The 19,736-nt window shown below is 48.0% G+C and carries 17 protein-coding genes; 8 read left to right on the top strand and 9 right to left on the bottom strand.

The window, feature by feature from the left end; all coding sequences use genetic code 11:
* The 8 genes from tssF to EOPP23_RS06565 all read right to left on the bottom strand — a co-directional run bounded on the left by tssF (position 1) and on the right by EOPP23_RS06565 (position 9,550).
* Positions 1–1,782, bottom strand: a complete 1,782-nt coding sequence (gene tssF, locus EOPP23_RS06600) for a type VI secretion system baseplate subunit TssF (RefSeq protein WP_153765184.1) — start codon at positions 1,780–1,782, stop codon at positions 1–3.
* Between the two features lie 15 nt (positions 1,783–1,797).
* The gene (gene tssE, locus EOPP23_RS06595; RefSeq protein WP_153765183.1) at positions 1,798–2,205 is read right to left on the bottom strand and encodes a type VI secretion system baseplate subunit TssE; all 408 of its coding nucleotides are present in this window, start codon (positions 2,203–2,205) and stop codon (positions 1,798–1,800) included.
* Complete coding sequence (locus EOPP23_RS06590; RefSeq protein WP_153765182.1) at positions 2,205–3,569, bottom strand: type VI secretion system contractile sheath domain-containing protein; 1,365 nt, start codon at positions 3,567–3,569, stop codon at positions 2,205–2,207. The genes tssE and EOPP23_RS06590 overlap by 1 nt, the downstream gene beginning before the upstream one ends.
* Before the next feature lie 150 nt (positions 3,570–3,719).
* Positions 3,720–5,198, bottom strand: a complete 1,479-nt coding sequence (tssC, locus tag EOPP23_RS06585; RefSeq protein WP_153765181.1) for a type VI secretion system contractile sheath large subunit — start codon at positions 5,196–5,198, stop codon at positions 3,720–3,722.
* Positions 5,198–5,725 (bottom strand): type VI secretion system contractile sheath small subunit, encoded by a 528-nt coding sequence (tssB, locus tag EOPP23_RS06580; RefSeq protein WP_370514698.1) that lies wholly within the window; start codon positions 5,723–5,725, stop codon positions 5,198–5,200. The genes tssC and tssB overlap by 1 nt, the downstream gene beginning before the upstream one ends.
* A gap of 170 nt (positions 5,726–5,895) precedes the next feature.
* Complete coding sequence (locus EOPP23_RS06575; RefSeq protein WP_153765180.1) at positions 5,896–6,435, bottom strand: type VI secretion system tube protein Hcp; 540 nt, start codon at positions 6,433–6,435, stop codon at positions 5,896–5,898.
* A 98-nt stretch (positions 6,436–6,533) separates the two neighbouring features.
* Entirely contained in the window at positions 6,534–8,009 is a 1,476-nt protein-coding gene (locus EOPP23_RS06570) for an ImpA family type VI secretion system protein (protein ID WP_153765179.1), read from the bottom strand.
* Positions 8,006–9,550 (bottom strand): tetratricopeptide repeat protein, encoded by a 1,545-nt coding sequence (locus tag EOPP23_RS06565; RefSeq protein ID WP_153765178.1) that lies wholly within the window; start codon positions 9,548–9,550, stop codon positions 8,006–8,008. The genes EOPP23_RS06570 and EOPP23_RS06565 overlap by 4 nt, the downstream gene beginning before the upstream one ends.
* A gap of 215 nt (positions 9,551–9,765) precedes the next feature.
* Between EOPP23_RS06565 and EOPP23_RS06560 the strand changes: the two genes are divergently transcribed.
* The 5 genes from EOPP23_RS06560 (at position 9,766) to ald (ending at position 15,192) form a co-directional block, all read left to right on the top strand.
* A complete protein-coding gene (locus EOPP23_RS06560) occupies positions 9,766–10,674 on the top strand; it encodes a LysR family transcriptional regulator (protein WP_153765177.1) in 909 nt (302 codons plus the stop codon).
* 291 nt (positions 10,675–10,965) lie between these two features.
* The gene (gene dctP / locus EOPP23_RS06555) at positions 10,966–11,982 is read left to right on the top strand and encodes a TRAP transporter substrate-binding protein DctP (RefSeq protein ID WP_153765176.1); all 1,017 of its coding nucleotides are present in this window, start codon (positions 10,966–10,968) and stop codon (positions 11,980–11,982) included.
* A gap of 171 nt (positions 11,983–12,153) precedes the next feature.
* Complete coding sequence (locus EOPP23_RS06550; protein WP_228550626.1) at positions 12,154–12,597, top strand: TRAP transporter small permease; 444 nt, start codon at positions 12,154–12,156, stop codon at positions 12,595–12,597.
* A gap of 35 nt (positions 12,598–12,632) precedes the next feature.
* Complete coding sequence (locus EOPP23_RS06545; RefSeq protein ID WP_153765175.1) at positions 12,633–13,937, top strand: TRAP transporter large permease; 1,305 nt, start codon at positions 12,633–12,635, stop codon at positions 13,935–13,937.
* 133 nt (positions 13,938–14,070) lie between these two features.
* On the top strand, positions 14,071–15,192 hold the full coding sequence (ald, locus tag EOPP23_RS06540; RefSeq protein ID WP_153765174.1) for an alanine dehydrogenase: 1,122 nt from the start codon (positions 14,071–14,073) through the stop codon (positions 15,190–15,192).
* A 50-nt stretch (positions 15,193–15,242) separates the two neighbouring features.
* Here ald and EOPP23_RS06535 read toward each other — a convergent pair whose 3' ends face one another.
* Positions 15,243–16,160, bottom strand: coding sequence for a LysR family transcriptional regulator (locus tag EOPP23_RS06535; protein ID WP_153765173.1), 918 nt, complete (start codon positions 16,158–16,160; stop codon positions 15,243–15,245).
* Between the two features lie 188 nt (positions 16,161–16,348).
* Between EOPP23_RS06535 and rarD the strand changes: the two genes are divergently transcribed.
* The 3 genes from rarD to EOPP23_RS06520 all read left to right on the top strand — a co-directional run bounded on the left by rarD (position 16,349) and on the right by EOPP23_RS06520 (position 19,722).
* Positions 16,349–17,239 carry an EamA family transporter RarD gene (rarD, locus tag EOPP23_RS06530; protein WP_153765172.1) on the top strand — a complete coding sequence of 297 codons (891 nt, stop codon included), beginning with the start codon at positions 16,349–16,351 and terminating at the stop codon, positions 17,237–17,239.
* A 69-nt stretch (positions 17,240–17,308) separates the two neighbouring features.
* A complete protein-coding gene (locus EOPP23_RS06525) occupies positions 17,309–17,677 on the top strand; it encodes an IS5 family transposase (RefSeq protein ID WP_194842525.1) in 369 nt (122 codons plus the stop codon).
* 701 nt (positions 17,678–18,378) lie between these two features.
* Positions 18,379–19,722, top strand: coding sequence for an aspartate aminotransferase family protein (locus tag EOPP23_RS06520; RefSeq protein ID WP_153765170.1), 1,344 nt, complete (start codon positions 18,379–18,381; stop codon positions 19,720–19,722).
* Positions 19,723–19,736 lie beyond the last annotated feature (14 nt).

Genomic DNA, 19,736 nt, shown 5'->3' with positions numbered 1-19,736 from the left:
TTATCCCTGCCTTCTCGGACACAGATAAAAGAACCCTGACTCGGATTTAAAGGCCACTTTCAGACGAGTAAAACTGTTATAGCCCGCGTAGCCCGCAAACAGGCGGTCAAGTACCTGTATGAAAGACATAATGGATACGCCGCTGATTCTTGCTCTATCGAGGGTCAAAGTAATATCCGTGCCCTGAACAAAACACTGACGGCTCTGAACCTTGATGGGCGCTACTTTGCTCTCACAGTCCATGCTGACAATGCTGTCGATACAGCTCTTCAGGCTGGCGTTATTGTTCAGGTTGTAAAGCGACAGTAGCTCCCGCAGTTCATTGACCGGATCATCGGAGCGCAGTAGAGCTTCAAAGTTAAATTTCAGGTGAGCCAGCAATGCCCAGCGATTGGCCTGACGGAGTTCCGGTTGCCAGGGTGCTGTTGTCTTGCCCAGAAGTTGCGGAGTAACCGGCATGGCAATATTTTCCTGACAGCTAAGTTCGTGCTTCAGGGATAGCTCCATAGGCTGGGCACCGTTGTAACAAGTCAGTCTGGGAGACAGCTGGCGGTTTTCTGCCTGCCAGGGTTTCAGATCCAGATCAGTCAGAGCCAGCTCACCATGACGGTAACTGCTGCCACGGCTGGAATAGGATGGCTGGTAGTGCCAGAAACAGCTGCTGTAGGACTGGTAGTATTTGTGACCGTATATTTCCGGCAGGGGCTCTGGCTGAACACCGGAAATATCAAGCACTGAGTTAACCGAGAAAACGTCGTAGTGGTTGGCAGAGCGGGCATCTATTTCCAGAGGGTAACCCAGACGGGTATGGTCAACCTTTAAAGGTTCTCCCCGCCGGTCAAACAGGTTTACCACAGGCGCACAGCCCAGCTGGAAGTTCTCTGAAGTAATGCCGCGAGCCAGTTCTACTGGTATGTTTCGCAAATAAACGGCCAGTGACAGGCGACTGTTGCTGAATTGTGAAAGTACGCCATCCAGCCCCGTAATACGAAAGGACAGAAACAGATTGTGATACGCCATGTATTCCAGCAGCAGCTGGTAGCCTGAAAAAGTTCGACCAGACAGCGGCAGTATCCGCTCATGCTTATCAATCAGAACCGGCTCAAGAGCACTGGCAGGCAGTTTTATCTGGTGGCCGGAATCATCATAAATTGCCAGTGCATAAACTTGACTGAACAGCTGGTCATAGAGTCGCTGAGTCAGACTGTTTTCGCCTTTCAGAAAGACGTTCAGATATTCCAGGTTACCTATGGAGTAGAAATTCAGACTGTCGTCGCATAGTTCAAGATCAAGCCTGAGCATGGCATCAACGCTGTCGGTGGTTTTGCCCGCCGGTAATGAAAATGGAGCCAGCTCCACTTCAGCATCAGTCAGTTTGAACGGCAGTAACTGCGCATCGGTGCAGGTACGAAAATCACAGTGTCGTTCATCATCAATTCTTGCCCTGAACAGGCTGCCAGCCGGAATATGCTGAATAGAAGCAACATCGCTGGAGGCCGGCAGTTGCATCATTCCAGCGCTGGGCAGTGGTCGCAGGAAATGCGGAAACAGTATGCGAATCAGAGAGTCGGTCAGCAGCGGCTGTTCTTCTTCCAGCTGGCTGCTGAGCCGTGCATTCAGCAGTGCAACAGACTCTACCAGTCGGGCAACATCAGGATCTTCGATGGATTCATTGCTGACGCCCAGAGAGCGAGCGAGTCCCGGATGATTGTCGGCAAACTGGCCCGCGTATTTTCGAAACCAGCCTAGCTCACGCTCATACCACAGTGACAGATCAGACATGACGATGCTCCTTTATCATCGGTGCTCCTCGATTATAAGAGTGGCATTGGTCAGGTTAATGGTGGTGTCGAAGCTTTCCGGCTCGCCATCCTCGCCCTTGATCACCGCTTCAATATGGAAGCTGAGAGCGTTGTTATGTTCATCAACCCTGTTCAATTCAATAACCACCTGTTCCAATCTTGGTTCAAATCGTTGGATGGTTTGCTCAAGGTCAACGATGATGTCGCTGACTCTGGCTGAATGACGACAGTCGTGCAGACTCTTCAGACCATAACCGTAAAGAGAGGACTGCAGATGACTTGAGTGCTCGGGTAGTTCGAAAATAGCTCTGCGGGAGTCCAGAACCATTTCCAGGTTCCGGCAGATGGACTGTTTGGTACTGCCCGTAGTTTCAGTGCTTGAGAAAGAATCCAGTAAGCTCACTAGACCCTCCCCGACCGTTCGGTGCTGGTTAGCTCAGTCTTGAGTACGATACTGGAACTGAGAAAATCGAACTGATACTGGGGCTGCAGGGATATCTGACAATGGTAGCGACCTGTGTCAGCTCTGCCGGATACTTTTATTAAAGCTTTCTTTAGCGGGTAGCGAGCCAGAATATGTTCTTCTGCATGCTCGACATTCGACGTATAAGTTTGCAACCAGCGGTTCAACTCTCTCTCACACTCCGCAGCCGTTTTGTAGCTGCCGATCTTGTCGCGAATCTGGATTTTCAAATAATGACCGATACGACAGGCCAGCAAAGTCGTTTGCAACATGCTGATTACGGCATTGTCGGTAGAGCCTGCCAGCTCGGGATGAAAGACTGAGCGGTTGGAAAAAATACCCACTGTGCCATCCAGATAACCGGTAGAGAGTGGAATAAAGCCACTGTCGCTATAAAAGTTTTCCAGCGATGGTGTGATTCGCAGGGAGGTCACCGGATCAGGAAAAAGGTCGACCAGAGCCCCACCGTTACGAGGATTACTGCCGGTACGAAGAAAACCAAACCAGCTGATTCGGCAGAATTCACGGATTACATTTCTGGCCAGGGCAAAAGTACTGTTGCCCCAGAGAATATGACTGTCGGGGTAGTAAGCGGGCTGTTCATCAAAGAGAAACTCGTCTGCATAGTCAGACCAGGGTTCTCTGACCTGCAGTGCAGGCATGGTAAGCCCCAGAAACTGACTGACCGACTCAGCACGAAGACGCTGCCAGCTGGAAAAGTCGTCACTGGCAAATATACGGCGCACTCTCTCAGGGTCAGTCCAGACATCAGGGTCACTGGTGCCGATGAAATCATCTGAAGCAGCCATCAATACCGGACATAAGGCTTCGTGCCCCAGCTGACCCAGTAATTGTAGAGTGTAGAGATCGTCGTGACCGGAAAGGTGGTCAAACTCAGTGCTGACAGCATGATTGACCAGTAATAAACCATAAGGCTGACCACCGGAAGTGCTGAATTCCTGCTGGTAAACACGACGATACAGTAAGGATTCTTTCAGGCTGAAGCTGAGGTTGAGGTCATCAGAAAGTTGATGCCAGCTCATATCCATAATACGGATACGAACCTGTCCTCTTGGATAGCCATCGCCAATCAGGGCTGACAGGTTTCGCCAGAGCGCTTCCAGTTCTTTGAAAACAGACGCCTGAATAACCAGTTCCAACTGTCTGCCCAGGCACTCGTCAATTTCATTGACCAGCTTTTGTACGACAGCTTCCAACCAGTCATTCTGATCATACTCTGAGGTAAAAGTAGTGTCAGAATTTTCCAGTTGTTCAAGTAGCTGTTGTATCAGGGAAGTCAGCATAATAGGCCTCTAAAGCCTGTCTGATAAGAGTCGGAGATGAAGCTGAGAGTAGACAATGGACGGCATTCCACTCATACAACAACTTCACCTCCGACACACTCTTTTGGCTCTCAGATTGAAAGAGAGCCAGAAACGTTAACCAGGCTGCTTTTAACCTGGAATGTTGGCAACCATACGCAGGGAAGTGGTCAGTTCTTCCATCTGCAGCCATGGACGCAGGTAGGCAATGGCGGAGTAGCAGCCAGGGCGGCCAGTCTGCTCGACTACCTTCACCACGGCTTCACGCAGTGGCTTCTGCGCCTTGGCGTCGTTACCAACGGCGTTCGGGTTCACATATTGATTGATCCATGACGCCATATCGCTTTGAACGTCAGACGGGTCCATGGCTGAACCGATCTTGTCGCGCCCCATTACCTTCAGGTAGTGAGCAATGCGGGAGCTGGCCATGATGTAAGGCAGGCGAGCCGAGATAGAGGCGTTAGCTGTTGCGTCCGGATCAGTAAACGTCTTTGGGCGTTGAACTGTTTGCGCACCCATAAATACGGCGAAGTCACTGTTCTTGTAGTGAACCAGTGGCAGCAGACCGAGATCGGACAGCTCTTTCTCACGCTCGTCGGTCAGGTTAACCTCAGTTGGACACTGCTGAACCTGATCACCTGCATCAGATTTGTAGACGAAGTTAGGCAGACTTTCGACTTTACCGCCATTTTCTGCGCCACGAATCGCAGTACACCAGCCGTATTTGGTGAAAGAATTATTGATCAGCAGACCCAGGTCGTAAGCCGCGTTGCTCCAGGTAAACTGGTCCTGATTGTCAGGACGACGTTCGCCGTTTGCAGCTTCACCAAACTCTTCAAAGTTAAATTCTTTAACTTTGCTGCCACCATTGCCGTATGGCATACGAGCCAGTGTTCTTGGCAGGGTCAGAGTGACATAGCGGGAGTCATCGCTGTCACGGAAAGAGTTCCAGCTGGCGTAAGCCGGTGTATCAAAACCAGCAGCGACTGGCTTGCCTTCATTGAAGTTTTCAAAACTCTTGAAATCAAACAGTGAAGGGTTGGCTGCTGAAATGAAGGGTGCATGTGCGGCAGCGGCTACTTCGCCGACATAGCGAAGCAGGGCAACGTCTTCGTCTTTATGGGAGAACTCATAGTCACCCAGCAGCAGACCGAAAGGTTCACCACCGGCGGTGCCGTATTCGTGCTGGTAAATCAGGTTGAAGAAACGACTGCGGTCAACGGCAGGCGCATCTTCGAATTGTTCAAGCAGTTCGTCACGGGTGAAATCGATCAGGCGAACTTTTTGTTGAGAACCCAGCTCACTGTTCTTCACCAGTTTCTGCATGCCGCGCCAGGAGCCTTCCAGTTTTTGGAAAGCCTCATTATGCATGGCTTCAGAGAGTTGCTCGGAGATTTTGGCATCAAGGCCAACAATGGCATCTTCAATGGTTTTGGTCAGGTTTTTGTCCCAGCTGACCGTACCTTCCATCACCTGTCCCATCAAAACGGACAGCAGTTCCTTGGTGGTATCTTCAGGCGTCTGGGTTGTCGCGGCGATAGCCTGATCGAGAAAGCTCAGGGATTCAGTCGTTTCTGACTGCGCTGCTTCCAGCTGTGCTGCTTCACTCATTATGCTTCTCCTTCAGCGTTACCCAGACCCAGCTCGGAAATCAGCGACGAGCTGGCTTCCTGATTTTGCAGGATTTCTTTCAACAGTTTTTCCAGATCACGGGAGCGGTCTGCCTTGGACAGCAGTTCCTTGAGCTGGTTGCGGATTTCCATCAATTCACGGAGCGGTTCAATCTGTTTGGCAACGTTAACCGGTTCAAAATCTTTCATGGATTTGAACGACAGATTGACTGCAAATTCTTCATCAGACTCTTGCCCATCAGAAGCGGTTAAACGATTATCGACCTTATAACTGAGTTTCGGATCAACCTTGCTCATCACGGTGTCAAAGTTATCTTTGTCGATATCGATAAAGCTGCGGAAATCGACTTCTTCTTTTTCGTGTTCCGGCTTATGACCGGCGAAGTCCCCAACTACACCGACAACAAACGGCAATTCTCTGTTTTCTGTTGCACCATTGGTTTCGACATCATAGGTCAGGCTGACGCGGTTCTTGCTGATACGCTTATGTTGTGAATTGAGAGCCACTGCTGTAAATCCCGATTATTATGAATGAACTGTTGAATCAGTTTTTAAATCGTCATAGGTATTCAAAAGGTGGTTTATACCAACAGACGACCATTTAATTTAATTAACCGCCCGGAATTGAATTAACAGTTCCCGGACGGTTAATAGAGCCTTCAGCCCCAATAGAGCCTTTAGCCACTAATAGAGTGAGACTCAGCTGTGCCGGTAGGCAGATCGTAAGTAACGTCGCCGCCAGCAACCATGTTGCCGCCTTCGTCTTCATTCCAGCGCTTGATAGTTACTTTGCTGTAAGCTACAGCAACGTTTTCAAATGGCGTTGCGCCATCGGAAGCACTCAGGGAGTAGTTAACAATACGGGCGTGTTCCATGGTCATTTGCAGGTAAACTTCCTGGCCCTGGCCGGTACGAGCTGGCTTGGTTACGATGATCTGAACTTCGTCACCGGCTTCACCAGGAACGTACATGCGGGACAGGATGTTTTCAGAAGCACCATCCATCTCCTTGCTTACGGAGATTTCGCTCATGGCCACCATGCCGGAGTCACGGTTCATGCCGTTACCGATGTCCATTGTTACGGAACGGGCAGCGCCCCAGTTGAAAGAGCGAATGGCAAACCAGCCGCCAGCGGAAACACCGGCATCACCACTGTAAGCAGCAGTTGCGTCGCCAGTGCTTTCGGTGGAACCAATCTTCATGTACATGTTAGCCATGATAAATACCCCTACGATTTCACTCGTTTAATGGTGGAAAAAAGACTGTTAATAAATGATTTAATAGTTTCAGTCTTTTGTTCCGGGTTTTTTAAGCGTCAACGAATCCCCAGGCTGGCCAGATCAATTCCTCCGGGGCCCGTTGGTTTATTCGCTGCAGGTTTCTTTTCCCTGGGTGAAGGCAGATTGACAAAGGCAGGAATGCCACTTCGCTCTGACTCTTCAGTTTTGGCTACCGGCTCAGCTGTTACCGCTGGTGCTGGTGGTTCTGGCCTAACTTCCTGTTGAGGCTTTTGTTCGGTCTTGCTCATCTCTGGCGCAGCTTCCGCATTGGAAGTTTCAGACGCTGCCTGAGGTGGAGCAATCAACCCCTGGGCAGGAACTCCAGGAATATGCACTTTTTCAGCAGTCATTCCGGTCAGTTCACTGATGCGTCCCATCAGGTTGTCATTACCCTGAACCAGTTCATTAATCAGATCCGGCAGTGGTGTGTAACCCCAGCGAATAACCTTTTCGATCATGCTGGACACCGGACTCTGAGGCTCGGTTCGGGCAAAGTAATTAGCGATCAGTCGCAGCTGCTGGAAGGCCTGGTCACGGTTAAATATCTGTTCACCGGTTTCGGCAGATGCTTCTCTTGCTGTTGTCTTTTTATACGACGCTACTTCGTCTTCGGATGCACCGGATTCAATATTTTCTGCATTTTTTTCACTGTCACTTTCTTCTACAACGACAGCTGTCTGTTTTCGTGCGTCCAGAGGCCATGGCACCAGTACACCTTCGGTCAGCGACTGCATGGCGTTGAGATTATCGGTCAGCTGCTTCTTTAAAAAACGGCTGCTTACCCCGGACGAACCACACGCCCCAGAGTAAGCAGCCAAAGCGCCTTCGAGTATGTCCAGTGCTTCCACAGCATCGCCCATGGCATTAATACGGGCGATCACTTCGGACTGCTCACTGCCCAGAGCCTGTCTGGCTCGTTGTTGCAGGGCGGCCCGTTGTTCCTGTGATTCAGCACTGCGACAGGAAACGTAATCAATATCTGACAGAAGCGGCAGCATTCTCAGTGGTAGTGACAAAAGGCAGGTGTCTTCTGATTCACCAAAAACCTGAGTCACAGGGCGCAGTTGCAGGCTGGCTATTTCAGCCTTCTTTCCTGCCTCATCCTGTGCCCGAAGTTTGTTGTCAGGTACTCGTGGTTGAACCTGTTCACCAAACTGCTCAACGACAGAGGTCATCAGATGCAGGCAGGCCGTCAGGTTTTCATAAGGATCTCTTGAGAACATCTGAGCCAGAGTCAGCCAACTGATGCATTCAAGGTCTTTGGATTGATGTTTGATCACATCAACCAGCTGGCTAGACAATTCCTGCCAGCTGTCCTGATTCGTCTGAATCAGGTCGTCCAGTTCATCTTCCGGTGGGTTGTTGGTCAACTTTCGGAAAGCGGTCTGAGCAATGTTGTAGCTGTTTCTGAGTGGTCGATAGAGTGAACGATCGTCTTTCAGATAGCTGCCAGCCGGATTTGCGCCTTCTATAGGCTGAGTCAGTTCATTCAGGTGCTGTGCAATTTTCATGATTCGGTACCTTCCTCAACCTGTTGAATACGATCAAAGAAGCTTTGGGAAAGCGTTTGAGCCTGATTCAGTTCCGGTCTGCTCAATTGCAGGGCTGCTGTGTCGCGTAAAGTGGCGGCTGGCTGATAGCCAAGAGCGACGGCGACATTCAGCCAGGCGTAGCCAGACTGAAGGTTTACCGGTTGCCCCTGTCCCTGCAGCAACAGAGTGCCCAGGGCGTAACTGCTCCAGCGATCCCCTTGCAAGGCGAGGTGTTCGAGTTGTTGTTTCAGGGCTGCGGTTTCCTGCTTATCAGGGAACCAGCTGCGATCGCTCAGTTTCAGATAGAGAGACGCACGAATGGCTTCGAGTAATTTCTGATCTGCAGCGGTATTAATCCAGACTTCTGCTGCATTAAGATTGGCAGGTTGATTAATGCCGTCGTACAGAGACAGGCCAAGGTTATAGGCGGCAATGGCTGAACCTTTGGCTGCTGCCTGTTGTAAATAACGTTTGCCTTCACTGGCGTCTGAATCTGTAGAGTCAGAATTAAACAGTGTTAGAGCCAGCTCGTTAGCTGCATTCAAACTGCCCGCCCTGGTGGCCGCTTTCAGCAGAGATTCTGCGGATTGAGGGTTGGCTTTTGTGCCAATGCCGTGCATCTGCATCAAAGCTTTCAGGTATAAAAGTTCAGACACTTTTGTGTCTGCGCTGAGTAGCCCATAGGCCGCGCCGGTGTTTTTGCTGCCACCGATTCCATAGAAATTCATGACCGCCAGCCAGGTTTTGGCCTGTTGATGGTTCTTTGAGGTTGCGGATCGATTACTCAGTAAGGCCGTCAGTTGAGTTCTGGCCTTGTGGTCATTCAGAGGCAAACGGCCAGAGTCGTTGGCTGGTGCTTGAGCAGAAGGTGTTTTAGAAAAAAGTGTCTGCCCCAGATAAAGCCGTGCCAGAGCCAACTGAGCCGGTGCATAGTTTTGAGCTGAAGATTTTCTCAACTGTTTTTCTGCTTCGGCCGGATTCAGGTTCAGCTGGATAACACCTGTCAGGTACTGACTGAATGCATTGCTGCTATTGACTTGCTTAAGCAGGGAGAGCGCTTTCTTGTTTCTTTCTATCTGGATCTTTTCATTGCCATAACCCAGCCATACCAGCAAAGCATAATGAGCCTTGGCATCAGCATTCCTGGGTGAGGACTTCAGTTGTGCTTCTAGCCAGTGGAAAACCAGTTGTTCAGATGGATCGAGAGCTTTTGTATTTTCAACAGGCTGTAAATCAGGTGTTAGTTCAGGCAAAACGTTTGCCAGTCGCAGGTAAGACTGCCTGGACTGAGTCAGTAACCAGTGATCAGAAAGCAGCGCCATTTCGGGCGCTTTTAGCTGATAACTGTTCAGCTGATATTCATAAGCCAGCTCGGCCTCTGTTCTTTTCTCCAGAACAGTGCAGCCACCCAGAGCCAATGCCAGTGACAGTACAAAGCTTAACCGGGCAATGGATGGACCAAGGCCATTCCTGCCTGTTTCGGCTGAGCTTGCTGAATGTCTGGTGAAACTCAAAGGCAAAAGAGTGACCTCAATACTTAAAAACAGTTAAGCGCCAGCGATAAGGCAAGCGGCTGAGATATAAAGTGCTTTCGAGATAAATATCTGTGAAAAGCTGTGAATTGAGAATAAGGAGAAAGAAAAGGTTTTTAATGCAGAGAATTGCAAATCACTTTTGCGAAAACGGGATAATATTGATGGAGCTGAAATAGTTTTTTTAAGTAAAATCCGCCCCCATGGATCTTAATGCAGTAAATATATTTATCAGTGTCGCTGAAACCGGCAGTCTCTCCGCAGCTTCCAGAAAGCTGGATCTGCCGGTATCAACTATTAGCCGTCGTATACAGGCTCTGGAAAAACAGCTGGAGGCCCGGCTGTTAGAGCGAAGTACACGTCGTATGCGTCTTACCATTGCCGGTGAAGACCTGTACGACAGTTGTGCCAGCGCGATTATGTCGTTGAAGGACGCTGAGGCTAATCTATCATGCAGTCGTGATTTGCCCTCAGGGCTGGTCAGAGTAGTGATTCCACAGGGGTACAGTAAACACCTGTTTCTGCCTTTGGTAAGGCGTTTCCGAAGGCACTATCCCGATATTGCAGTCAGTGTCAGTAATCATTATGACGGCAATGAGTTGATATCCGGAACAGCGGATATCGTATTCAGTACTGAGCATCAGGAAGATCACCGAACAACATCGGTAACACTGCTGAACTATGCTCACCAACTGGTTGCATCACCGGAATACATTGGTCAGGCATCAGAACCAAAGTTGCCGGAAGACCTGCTGCACTACGATTGCCTGACCTTAAAAAATGGCGGCAAGTCATTGGCCTGGCAATTTGACAACAGAGACGGTAAAAACTGGTCAAAAATATCCCCTCAGGAAGAAATAGTATTCAGTTGTTATTCCCTGATTCGGGAAGCGGCTGTTGCTGGAATGGGAATTGCCGTATTGCCAACCTTAATGGCTGGGCCACTCATTCAGGATGGCAGCCTGACACCATTGCTGGATGACTGGCGTCTTGGGAAAGGCAGCCTGAGTGCAATGATACCTGCCCATCAGCAGTTACCCAGAGCTGCTCGAGTGTTTATGGACTATACCGAAGAGTATCTGTCTTCAGTGATTAACTGGCCGTTGGTATAGTTTCAATAACCAGACTCTGTTATTTCCTACAGCATTCAAAATTGTGGAGGTAACAGAGCTGCGTCGTTTATAAATTAATTAAAACAAGTGAGTGTGATTATTATCTTCAGAGAGTGTTGTTGAGGCTTCCTTTAAGTTTCTAATCATTAGGTTAAGTGAATGATTAACTAGAGATTAGAAAAAAGTAATTTATCTGCAATCAAAGCTACTTCAGTCTAATTAGCACCTGATAAACATGATTGTGTTTGTTCAGATAAGCCGAAAAACAATAATAAAATCGGAGTATCTCTGATGATAAAAAATAAGCTGAAAAAGCTTTCCAGTACTATTGCAATAGCTCTTTCCGTTTCACTCCCTGTAGCTGAGTCTGCACTGGCAAAAAATGATTTCATTTTGGCTCAGTCTTACCCAACTGACCATATATTCCATGCTTCATCTGAAAAATTCATGGAGTCTCTGGAGAAACAAAATTCAAAAATGAATGTTGAGTATCACCCAGGTGGTGATCTGGGCGATTGGAGTTCACAGTTCGAACAGGCCATGCAGGGGGCTATCCCCATGACCATGACATTTGGTGCTTCCGAATTTGATCGCCGACTCGACCTGAGCTGGCTGGGTTATGTTGTTGATGACTGGGACTCTGCACGCAAGGCATACGGCCCTGGTGGTCCAATGCTGGATGTTTATAACACCATTCTGGAAGACCTTGATCTGATTGCGCTGGGTATGATTCCCACCGGTTTTGGTTCAATCGCCATCCGTAAAGGCGTTGGCAAAGTACCGACTAATTTTCCTGAGGATGCCAAAGGCATCAAAATGCGTGTAGTGCCTTCGCCACTGGGCATTAACCGTTTCAAGAGCTGGGGCTTTTCTGCCGTTCCAATGCCTTATGGTGAGCTGTACACAGGCCTGCAACTGGGTGCTGTAGATGGTCGTTCTTTCGGCCCTGCGGTAGAAATCTGGCAGATGAGGGATGTGCTGGAAACCTATGTTCTAACCAAAGATTACTTCGAGCATGCTTTCTGGCTGGTTAACAAGGACTGGTGGGAAAACCTGCCTGATGCCGAACGCGCCAAAATGCAGAAAGCAGTAGACGAGTCTCTGGCATGGACCTGGTCTGAAGCACAGAACATCGATGAAGGTTACCTGACCAAAGTTAAAGAGGCTGGCATAAAGGTCGTTGAGCTCAATGAAAAAGAGCTGGCAAAAGCCAAAGCTGCCCTTTATGAACAAGAGTGGTCAACCATGGAAAGTCTGGTTGGGCCGAAGATCATGGCTAAAGTCAAAAACATTGCTGGCATTAACTGATTAAAAGTTGGAAGCGAGGTCGCCTTTTGAATGCTTTTTCAAAAGGCGGCGAAGTTCGTTCAAGGGAGAATGCCAGTGTCAGAAAATATTGATTCGCAATCGCCGTCAACATCGACCACTCGATGGTTGACAGGTCTTGAAAATATTTTAAATAATTTTTTCAGAATGTTGATGATCTTTGCAGGAGTAGGGCTGTCCTGCCTTATGTTTGCACAGGTTATTATGCGTTACTTTCTTGATTCCCCTTTTGCGGGAATTGAAGAAGTAGCCATCCTGTTCGGGGTCTGGATTTATTTCCTTGGAATGGGCTACGCAACAAAAGCCAAAGAGCATATTAACGGCGGTATTGTCAGTCTGCTGGTAACGGACCCATACAAATTGAAAATTCTTGATTTGGTGCGGTCTCTTGTTTGCATGCTGGCTGCTATTGTATTTGGCTACTTTGCCTGTAAGTACGCACTGTTCGTTATTGAAAAAGGGCGTATGAGTCTCTACCTGCAGTGGCCGAAAGGTTTCTGGAGCGGAAGCATGATTCTTGGATTCACAATGATGGTTGGCTATTTCCTGCTGGATGCAGTCCGGAATGCAAGACAACTGTCGTCACAATCCAGATAACACCTTCTGATTAAAAATAAAAACAGGTAGATGAAATGACTCTATTTTTATTGGCCATGCTGGTAGTGGTCATATTACTGCTGTTAGAAGTTCCCGTTGCATTTTCATTTGGTATCGGTGCCCTGCTGTTTACCTTTATGACAGGAAATGATGTCACATTCCTTATTCCCCATGGTTTTAAAACAGCGAGTGGCTTTGCCCTGCTAGCACTTCCGTTGTTCATTTTTGCCGGTGTCCTTATGGCAGAAGGGGGGATATCGACAAGGCTGCTGAATTTCGTCAATTCGTTTGTTGGTCGAATTAAAGGAGGTCTGGGAGCTGTAACGGTTTTAACCTGTGCAATGTTTGGCGCAATTTCCGGAAGTTCCTCTGCTGCAATTGCCGCAATCGGGCAGATCATGATTCCACGCATGGTGCGGGAAGGCTATCCACAGGGTCATGCTACGGCGCTGGTTGCCTGTTCCTCTGTTCTGGCACTGATGATTCCTCCCAGTATTCCGATGATTGTGTTCTCTATTACGGGTGGACTTTCAGTAGGTGCTGCATTTCTTTCCACGATTATTCCGGGGATCATGCTGACCCTGATTTATTGTGGCTTGAACTTCTGGTTCTTGAGAAACGACAAAAATATTCAGGTTGAACCACCGCTGCCGTTCAAGGGCGTGGTTAAGGAAGTAACGACGACGGGTGGTCAGGCATTCTTTGCATTGCTCATGCCTATCATTATTCTCGGTGCTATTTATGGTGGTATCGCGACACCGACAGAAGCTGCTGCGATTGCCGTTATTTACGCAATTCCTGTAGGTCTGTTTATCTATAAAGGTTTGACCTGGAGTTCTCTTGGTCAGGCTACGGTCAGAGCTGTGACAATGACCGGATCCATTATGGCGGTGCTGTTCTTTCTGTTCATTATGAGTCGGGCAATGATTCTTGAGCAGATTCCGAAAGAACTGGCTGAGGCTTTATTACAAATCTCAGATAACAAGCTGGTTATTCTGCTATTGATCAACGTTCTGCTGCTGTTGATTGGCATGATTGTGGATGATATTTCCGGCAGTGTTCTGGCTGCAGTTATTTTCCTTCCGGTAATTCAGCAGTTGGGTATACACCCGATACATTTTGCCGCAATTGTTGGTGTCAATCTTGGCCTTGGTAATGTCTCCCCACCCTGTGCACCGATGCTCTATATGGCCGGTGGGGTGAGTAAGTTACCGCTGAATGAATATATAAAACCGACGCTTAAATTCCTTTGTTTTGGACACCTGCCCATGGTGTTGATTGTCACATTTATTCCGGAACTTTCTCTCTACCTTCCGAAGCTGCTGCTTGGAATCCAGTAGATATCTATAAGTGTGCAGACACATGTAATCGAATATTGGATTGTCATTTCCCCGCCGTAGGCGGGGAAATGACATACGAATTCAAATGTCCGAGTACTTAGCACCTGACCTAACCCTTGATTGGAGAAAAATAATGATTATCGGTGTACCCAAGGAAATTAAAAATCACGAATACCGCGTTGGCCTGACACCAACATCAGCCAGAGAGCTGGTTAATTGCGGTCACAGGGTTCTGATTGAAACTCAGGCAGGCAGTGCTATTGGTTTTGATGATCAGCAGTATATTTATGCCGGTGCAGAGATTCTGGCGACTGCAGATGATGTTTTTGCTGCAGCAGAGATGGTCGTTAAAGTAAAAGAGCCTCTGGCAGTCGAACGTAAACGACTGAGAGCTGAACAAACGTTGTTTACCTACCTGCATCTTGCCCCTGATGCCGCACAGACCAATGATCTGATTGAGTCAGGTGCCACCTGTATTGCCTACGAAACCGTAACAGATAACTCTGGTCGTCTGCCTCTGTTGGCTCCGATGTCAGAAGTTGCTGGCCGTATGTCCATTCAGGCGGGTGCTGCCTGTCTGGAAAAGTCAAAACAGGGTCGTGGTGTTCTTCTCGGCGGTGTACCAGGCGTTGAGCCGGCAAAGGTCGTTATCATTGGCGGCGGCGTCGTGGGCGCAAGTGCGGCAGCCATGGCTGTTGGACTTGGTGCTGATGTTACCGTGCTTGACCGTTCTCTTGATGTACTGCGTCGTCTGGATGCTCAGTATGGAAACAGCATCAAAACTGTTTACTCAACGGTTCATTCACTGGAAAAGCATATCGTTGAAGCTGACTTGGTAGTGGGTGGTGTTCTTATTCCTGGAGCGGAAGCACCCAAGCTGATCACCAGAGAGCTGGTTACAAAAATGAAGGCCGGTTCAGCCATTGTTGACGTGGCTATTGATCAGGGCGGTTGTGCTGAAACAGCAAAGGCGACCACTCATGCTGATCCGATCTACATCGTTGATGATGTTGTTCACTACTGTGTTGCCAATATGCCAGGCGCTGTTGCCCGTACTTCAACCATTGCATTGAATAATGCAACCTTACCTTTTGTACTGGCACTCGCTAACAAAGGTACAAGGGAGGCTTTGGTTGATGACAAGCATCTGCTGAATGGTCTGAACGTCTGCAAGGGTGTTGTGACTTGTGAAAGTGTTGCTGTAGCCCAGGGTCTCAACTATGTTCCGGCCGCTGATATGGTCGGGGAAATCTAACCACTGTTCAGTGGTTAGATGGTGTGACCCGGGATCAGAGAATAACCGGGTCATGCCTGTTCATTCAGAAGGCTCATAAAGGTTTCCAGTACAAGGTTTGCTCGAACGTTCTTGCTGCTGATCGCCGAAAAAGGCGTTGTGAAGTGGTAAGTCTCTGGCTGAAGAATCATCAGTTCGTCGCGTTCCAGCCAGCGTGCAGCATAGTGCTCTGGTAAAAAACCAAGATACTTGCCAGTGTGTACCAGAAAAGCAATACCTTCACGATCTGTGGCGCTGGCGCTGGTTTTAAAGGGTTTTGTTAATGCTTTTACTTCAGCAGATTGAGCATAGGCTGCAGTAACCGTATCAAAGCCATTCAGTTCGCTATCGGAAATATCATGGTCGTTTTTTTCTGCCAGAGGGTGACGGTGAGAGCAATAAAGGAAAGACTTTTCATTATATAGATGACTGTATTCCAGTCCTGAAAGACGGCGAATGTCGGGTACAACACCGACATGAATGCCGCCGGAAAGAACGGCGCTTTCAACTTCGTTGGGGGGAATCATTCTGATATTGATTTCAACTTCCGGGCCAGTCTCTTTCAGTCGTGCAAGAGCATTACTGACTTGCATGTAAGGAATAGTCACCAGGTTGTCGGTAATACCAATGTTAAGTTCACCTTTCAGATTGGCGTGCAGGGTATTGACCTGGGTGCGGAAGTTCTCAATAGCCGATAGTAACTCCAGTGTATATTGATACACCTCACTGCCTTCACTGGTTAAAGAAAAGCCGGAGCGCCCGCGTAAGCAGAGCTTGAAACCCAGGCGGGTTTCCAGTGTCGACATGGCAATGCTGATAGCTGCACGGGTGATATTGAGTTCGACCTCAGCGGCAGCAAAACCTCCGCATTCAACAACAGCCTTAAAAATCCTCAGAACCCTTAAATCCGTATCGCTCAGTTGTCCCTTAAATTCTTTCTTATTTTTCATAGAGTTATCTTTAATTAAGTAAATACTTAAATAATAGTAATTTATTGTGAATTTAACTTACCTTACTGATTGGCTACCGTCTACTTCTAACAGCAGCGTCTTCGACCATTGAGTACCGGAGGTTTGCTGCAATCTGTATTCAGCATTAGAGCCATAAAGAGAGTTATGGCTGGAAGCAGGGGGGGAATATGCCTGGTAATAATATTTCAGCTGTCGGGCTTTTGTGCTCGGTACTTGCGTCAGTTCTATTCGGAATTGCGCCATGGTATGTCCAGCAGTTGGGTATGGACAGCTATGCGGTTTTCTGGAACAGGATGGTCTACACCGCTGTTGTTCTGGCTGCTGTCGTTATGATCTGTGGGCAGTGGCAGAAATTCATCAGTGTGTTTCGCTGTAGAAGAATGACCGTGTTGATGTTGGTTGCCTCCCTGCTGGCAGGTGTTCAGTGGTGGTTGTTCGTCTGGGCCCCTCTGAACGGGCAAACCAAAGAGCTGTCACTTGGGTATTTTTTATTACCCCTGACTCTGGCTTTAACAGGGCGCCTTGTTTATCGGGAAAAAATAAGGTCACTTCAGCAACTGGCAATACTGCTGGCATTAGTGGGTGTTTTTGTTGAAATATGGACACAGGGCAGCTTGTCCTGGGTTACCTTATCAGTGGCCGGTTTATACCCTTTCTATTTTATTGTACGAAAGAAAGCGAATCCGCCAGCGCTGGTTGGTAATCTTTTTGAAGCACTGCTCTATTTTCCGATCGGGATCAGTGTTCTCTTTTTTGAAGGATCGAACAGCTTGGCTTTTACAGCTGCGAGCTGGTTGCTACTGGTGGGTATGGGGGGGCTTTTTGCTTCATCCATGCTGTTCTATCTTGTTGCCTGTAGCCGGCTTCCGGTTACTCTGTTTGGCTTAATGGGATATCTGGAGCCGGCCTTGTTGTTTTTAGTGGCGGTGATCATTTTTCATGAGCCTTTCTCGGTGGATCAATACTCCTCATACGGCCTGATTGGTATAGCAGTAATACTGACCTGTTTTGACTCAGTCAGAATGATGCTGGGTCATCGCAAAACTGTTTGTACCTGAACGCTCCCCCCCCTGGGGTGTTCACAATTAAACACATAGCCCTCTTTTAATAGTATGTGCGTTTTGCCAATGTCTCGTATAAAGCTTCAAGATCATCAATGGAATCGCATTAAAGACCTGCTTCCTGGTAAGCGCTCTGACTGCGGTGTTACCGCTCAATGCAATCGAGCATTCTTAGAGGCTGTCCTCTGGATTGCCAGAACTGGTGCTCCCTGGCGAGACCTTCCAAAAGAGTTTGGAAAGTGGCATAGCGTTTACGTCCGCTATGACCGTTGGTGTCAAAAAGGCATTTGGGTTGCTGTGTTTGAAGAGCTTTCCAAAGATCAGGATTTTGAATACATCATGGTTGATGGCAGCATTGTCTGGGTTCATCAACATGGAGCACCCAAAAAACAACTCAGGACGACCAAACTGTTGGAAAATCAAGAAGTGACTTGACCACAGAAATTCATGCTGCGGTAGATGCTCTGGGAAACCCCATTAGATTTCTATTTACAGCTGGCTAAACTTCTGAGTATGGGCAAGCTCTTGCCTGAATTGAAGATATTAATGCAGATTATGTGCTTGCTGACAAAGGTTATGACTCCAATATTTTTATTGAAGTCATTGTCGGTAGTGGAGTGGGATCAGTGGTACCGCTTCAACTAGGAAGGCTGTTTCCGCGAGATTATAATAGATAGCTATTGTAGTGTGACCGACTTAATTGTGAACAGCCCCTGGATAAAGTTTTAACACTGCTTTTTCGAAATCATTCGTTGATTTGAAATCTTAGTAGTTGCCCGCTTGTGGCGGTTAACTGTCGTATTTATATATAAGTTAGTGTTCTCGTGAACGCTCTTAATAAAGTTAAGTAAAATCTTATATAAAAGTAAATACATTAAAATTTATTGTCGTTCTAATTAGCGGCAAAGTGGTGATGTACTGTTAATCAAACAAGCTTACGAGTTGTTATTAATAAATAACTCAAGTCTGGATGACACAAGAAGCAAACGACAAAAAGCTGATACGCCCAAAATAAGCCTGTAACTATCGGGCAGCTTTCCAGGGCACCTGCATTTAGCGATATAAAAATAAAGCAAGATAACTTCTGCTTAAAAAAATAAAAAACTGATCTGAAAAGATCACCAAGGGAGTTGCAGATGACTCAATTCAACCCTATTGATCATCCTTATAAAAATCAGGACTTTCTGGAAGCACACTGGATGGCATTCAGTGGCAACAGAGAGTTTAAGAAGAATCCACGCATTATTGTTTCCGCTAAGGGACACTATTATCAGGATGTTGATGGAAGACAGATATTTGATGGTCTCTGCGGGTTGTGGACTTGCGGTGCCGGACACAGCCGACCAGAAATCGTAGAAGCTGTCTCCCGTCAGATTCAGGAACTGGATTACGCTCCGGCTTTCCAGTACGGCCACCCGAAAGCTTTCGAGCTGGCTAACCGTATTAAGGCACTAACTCCTGAAGGCCTGGACTATGTGTTTTACACAGGCTCCGGTTCTGAATCTGCTGATACTGCATTGAAAATTGCCAGAGCTTACTGGCGCAAAAAAGGCCTGCCAGCCAAAACCAAACTGATTGGTCGGGCAAAGGGTTACCACGGTGTGAACTTTGGTGGCATCAGTGTTGGTGGTATAGGTCCTAACAGAGCTTTATATGGTCAAGCTGTTGATGCTGATCACCTGTCGCATACTGTTCTGCCAGAGAATGTCTTCTCCAAAGGTCAGCCTGAAAAAGGTGCTGAGCTGGCTGATGAGCTGCTGGAAAGAATTGCCCTGCACGACGCATCCAACATAGCGGCTGTCATTGTTGAACCTCTGGCAGGCTCTGCCGGTGTTCTTCCACCGCCTAAAGGTTATCTGAAACGTCTGCGTGAGATTTGTGATCAACATCAGATTCTGCTGATTTTTGATGAAGTGATAACCGGCTTCGGTCGTATGGGTTCAAACACCGGAGCTGAAGAGTTTGGTGTCACTCCGGACATCATGTGCATGGCCAAACAATTGACTAATGGCACCGTGCCTATGGGCGCTGTGGTTGTAAAAGATGAAATATACAACTGCTTTATGGCTGCTGGTGGCCCCGACTATATGCTGGAACTGCCCCACGGTTATACCTACTCAGCGCATCCGGTTGCCTGTGCTGCTGCTTTGGCAACACTGGATATTCTCGAAAATGATCAGCTGGTTTCCAGAGTTGCCGATGTCAGCCCGGTTTTTGAAGAAGCTATTCATAGCCTGAAGGGATTAGACAAGGTTACTGACATTCGTAACTACGGTCTCGCCGGTGCTTTAACTATTGAATCAGCACCTGGAGAACCTGCTCTGAGGCCTTATCAGATCGCCATGAGTATGTGGCAGAAAGGCTTCTACGTCCGTTACGGTGGCGACACCATTCAACTCGGTCTGCCGTTCACGGTGGAGCCGGCAGAAATTGACCTCCTGATAAATGCTCTGGGTGATTCGATCAGCGAATTGAGCTGAGCACATCACACCAA

It is taken from the genome of Endozoicomonas sp. OPT23, from assembly GCF_009653635.1.
GTDB lineage: Bacteria > Pseudomonadota > Gammaproteobacteria > Pseudomonadales > Endozoicomonadaceae > Endozoicomonas_A.
The sequence above is the reverse complement of the archived record's forward strand: the minus strand, read 5'-3'. Positions and strand labels throughout refer to the sequence as shown.

Bases quoted from the DNA above. Each gene is read 5' to 3' on its own strand.
- EOPP23_RS06520 (WP_153765170.1), top strand. From the start codon at position 18,379: ATGACTCAATTCAACCCTATTGATCATCCTTATAAAAATCAGGACTTT.
- EOPP23_RS06525 (WP_194842525.1), top strand. From the start codon at position 17,309: ATGTCTCGTATAAAGCTTCAAGATCATCAATGGAATCGCATTAAAGAC.
- dctP (WP_153765176.1), top strand. From the start codon at position 10,966: ATGATAAAAAATAAGCTGAAAAAGCTTTCCAGTACTATTGCAATAGCT.
- tssC (WP_153765181.1), bottom strand. From the start codon at position 5,198: ATGAGTGAAGCAGCACAGCTGGAAGCAGCGCAGTCAGAAACGACTGAA.
- EOPP23_RS06535 (WP_153765173.1), bottom strand. From the start codon at position 16,160: ATGAAAAATAAGAAAGAATTTAAGGGACAACTGAGCGATACGGATTTA.
- rarD (WP_153765172.1), top strand. From the start codon at position 16,349: ATGCCTGGTAATAATATTTCAGCTGTCGGGCTTTTGTGCTCGGTACTT.
- EOPP23_RS06575 (WP_153765180.1), bottom strand. From the start codon at position 6,435: ATGGCTAACATGTACATGAAGATTGGTTCCACCGAAAGCACTGGCGAC.
- tssF (WP_153765184.1), bottom strand. From the start codon at position 1,782: ATGTCTGATCTGTCACTGTGGTATGAGCGTGAGCTAGGCTGGTTTCGA.
- EOPP23_RS06570 (WP_153765179.1), bottom strand. From the start codon at position 8,009: ATGAAAATTGCACAGCACCTGAATGAACTGACTCAGCCTATAGAAGGC.
- ald (WP_153765174.1), top strand. From the start codon at position 14,071: ATGATTATCGGTGTACCCAAGGAAATTAAAAATCACGAATACCGCGTT.
- EOPP23_RS06560 (WP_153765177.1), top strand. From the start codon at position 9,766: ATGGATCTTAATGCAGTAAATATATTTATCAGTGTCGCTGAAACCGGC.
- EOPP23_RS06590 (WP_153765182.1), bottom strand. From the start codon at position 3,569: ATGCTGACTTCCCTGATACAACAGCTACTTGAACAACTGGAAAATTCT.
- EOPP23_RS06550 (WP_228550626.1), top strand. From the start codon at position 12,154: ATGATCTTTGCAGGAGTAGGGCTGTCCTGCCTTATGTTTGCACAGGTT.
- EOPP23_RS06545 (WP_153765175.1), top strand. From the start codon at position 12,633: ATGACTCTATTTTTATTGGCCATGCTGGTAGTGGTCATATTACTGCTG.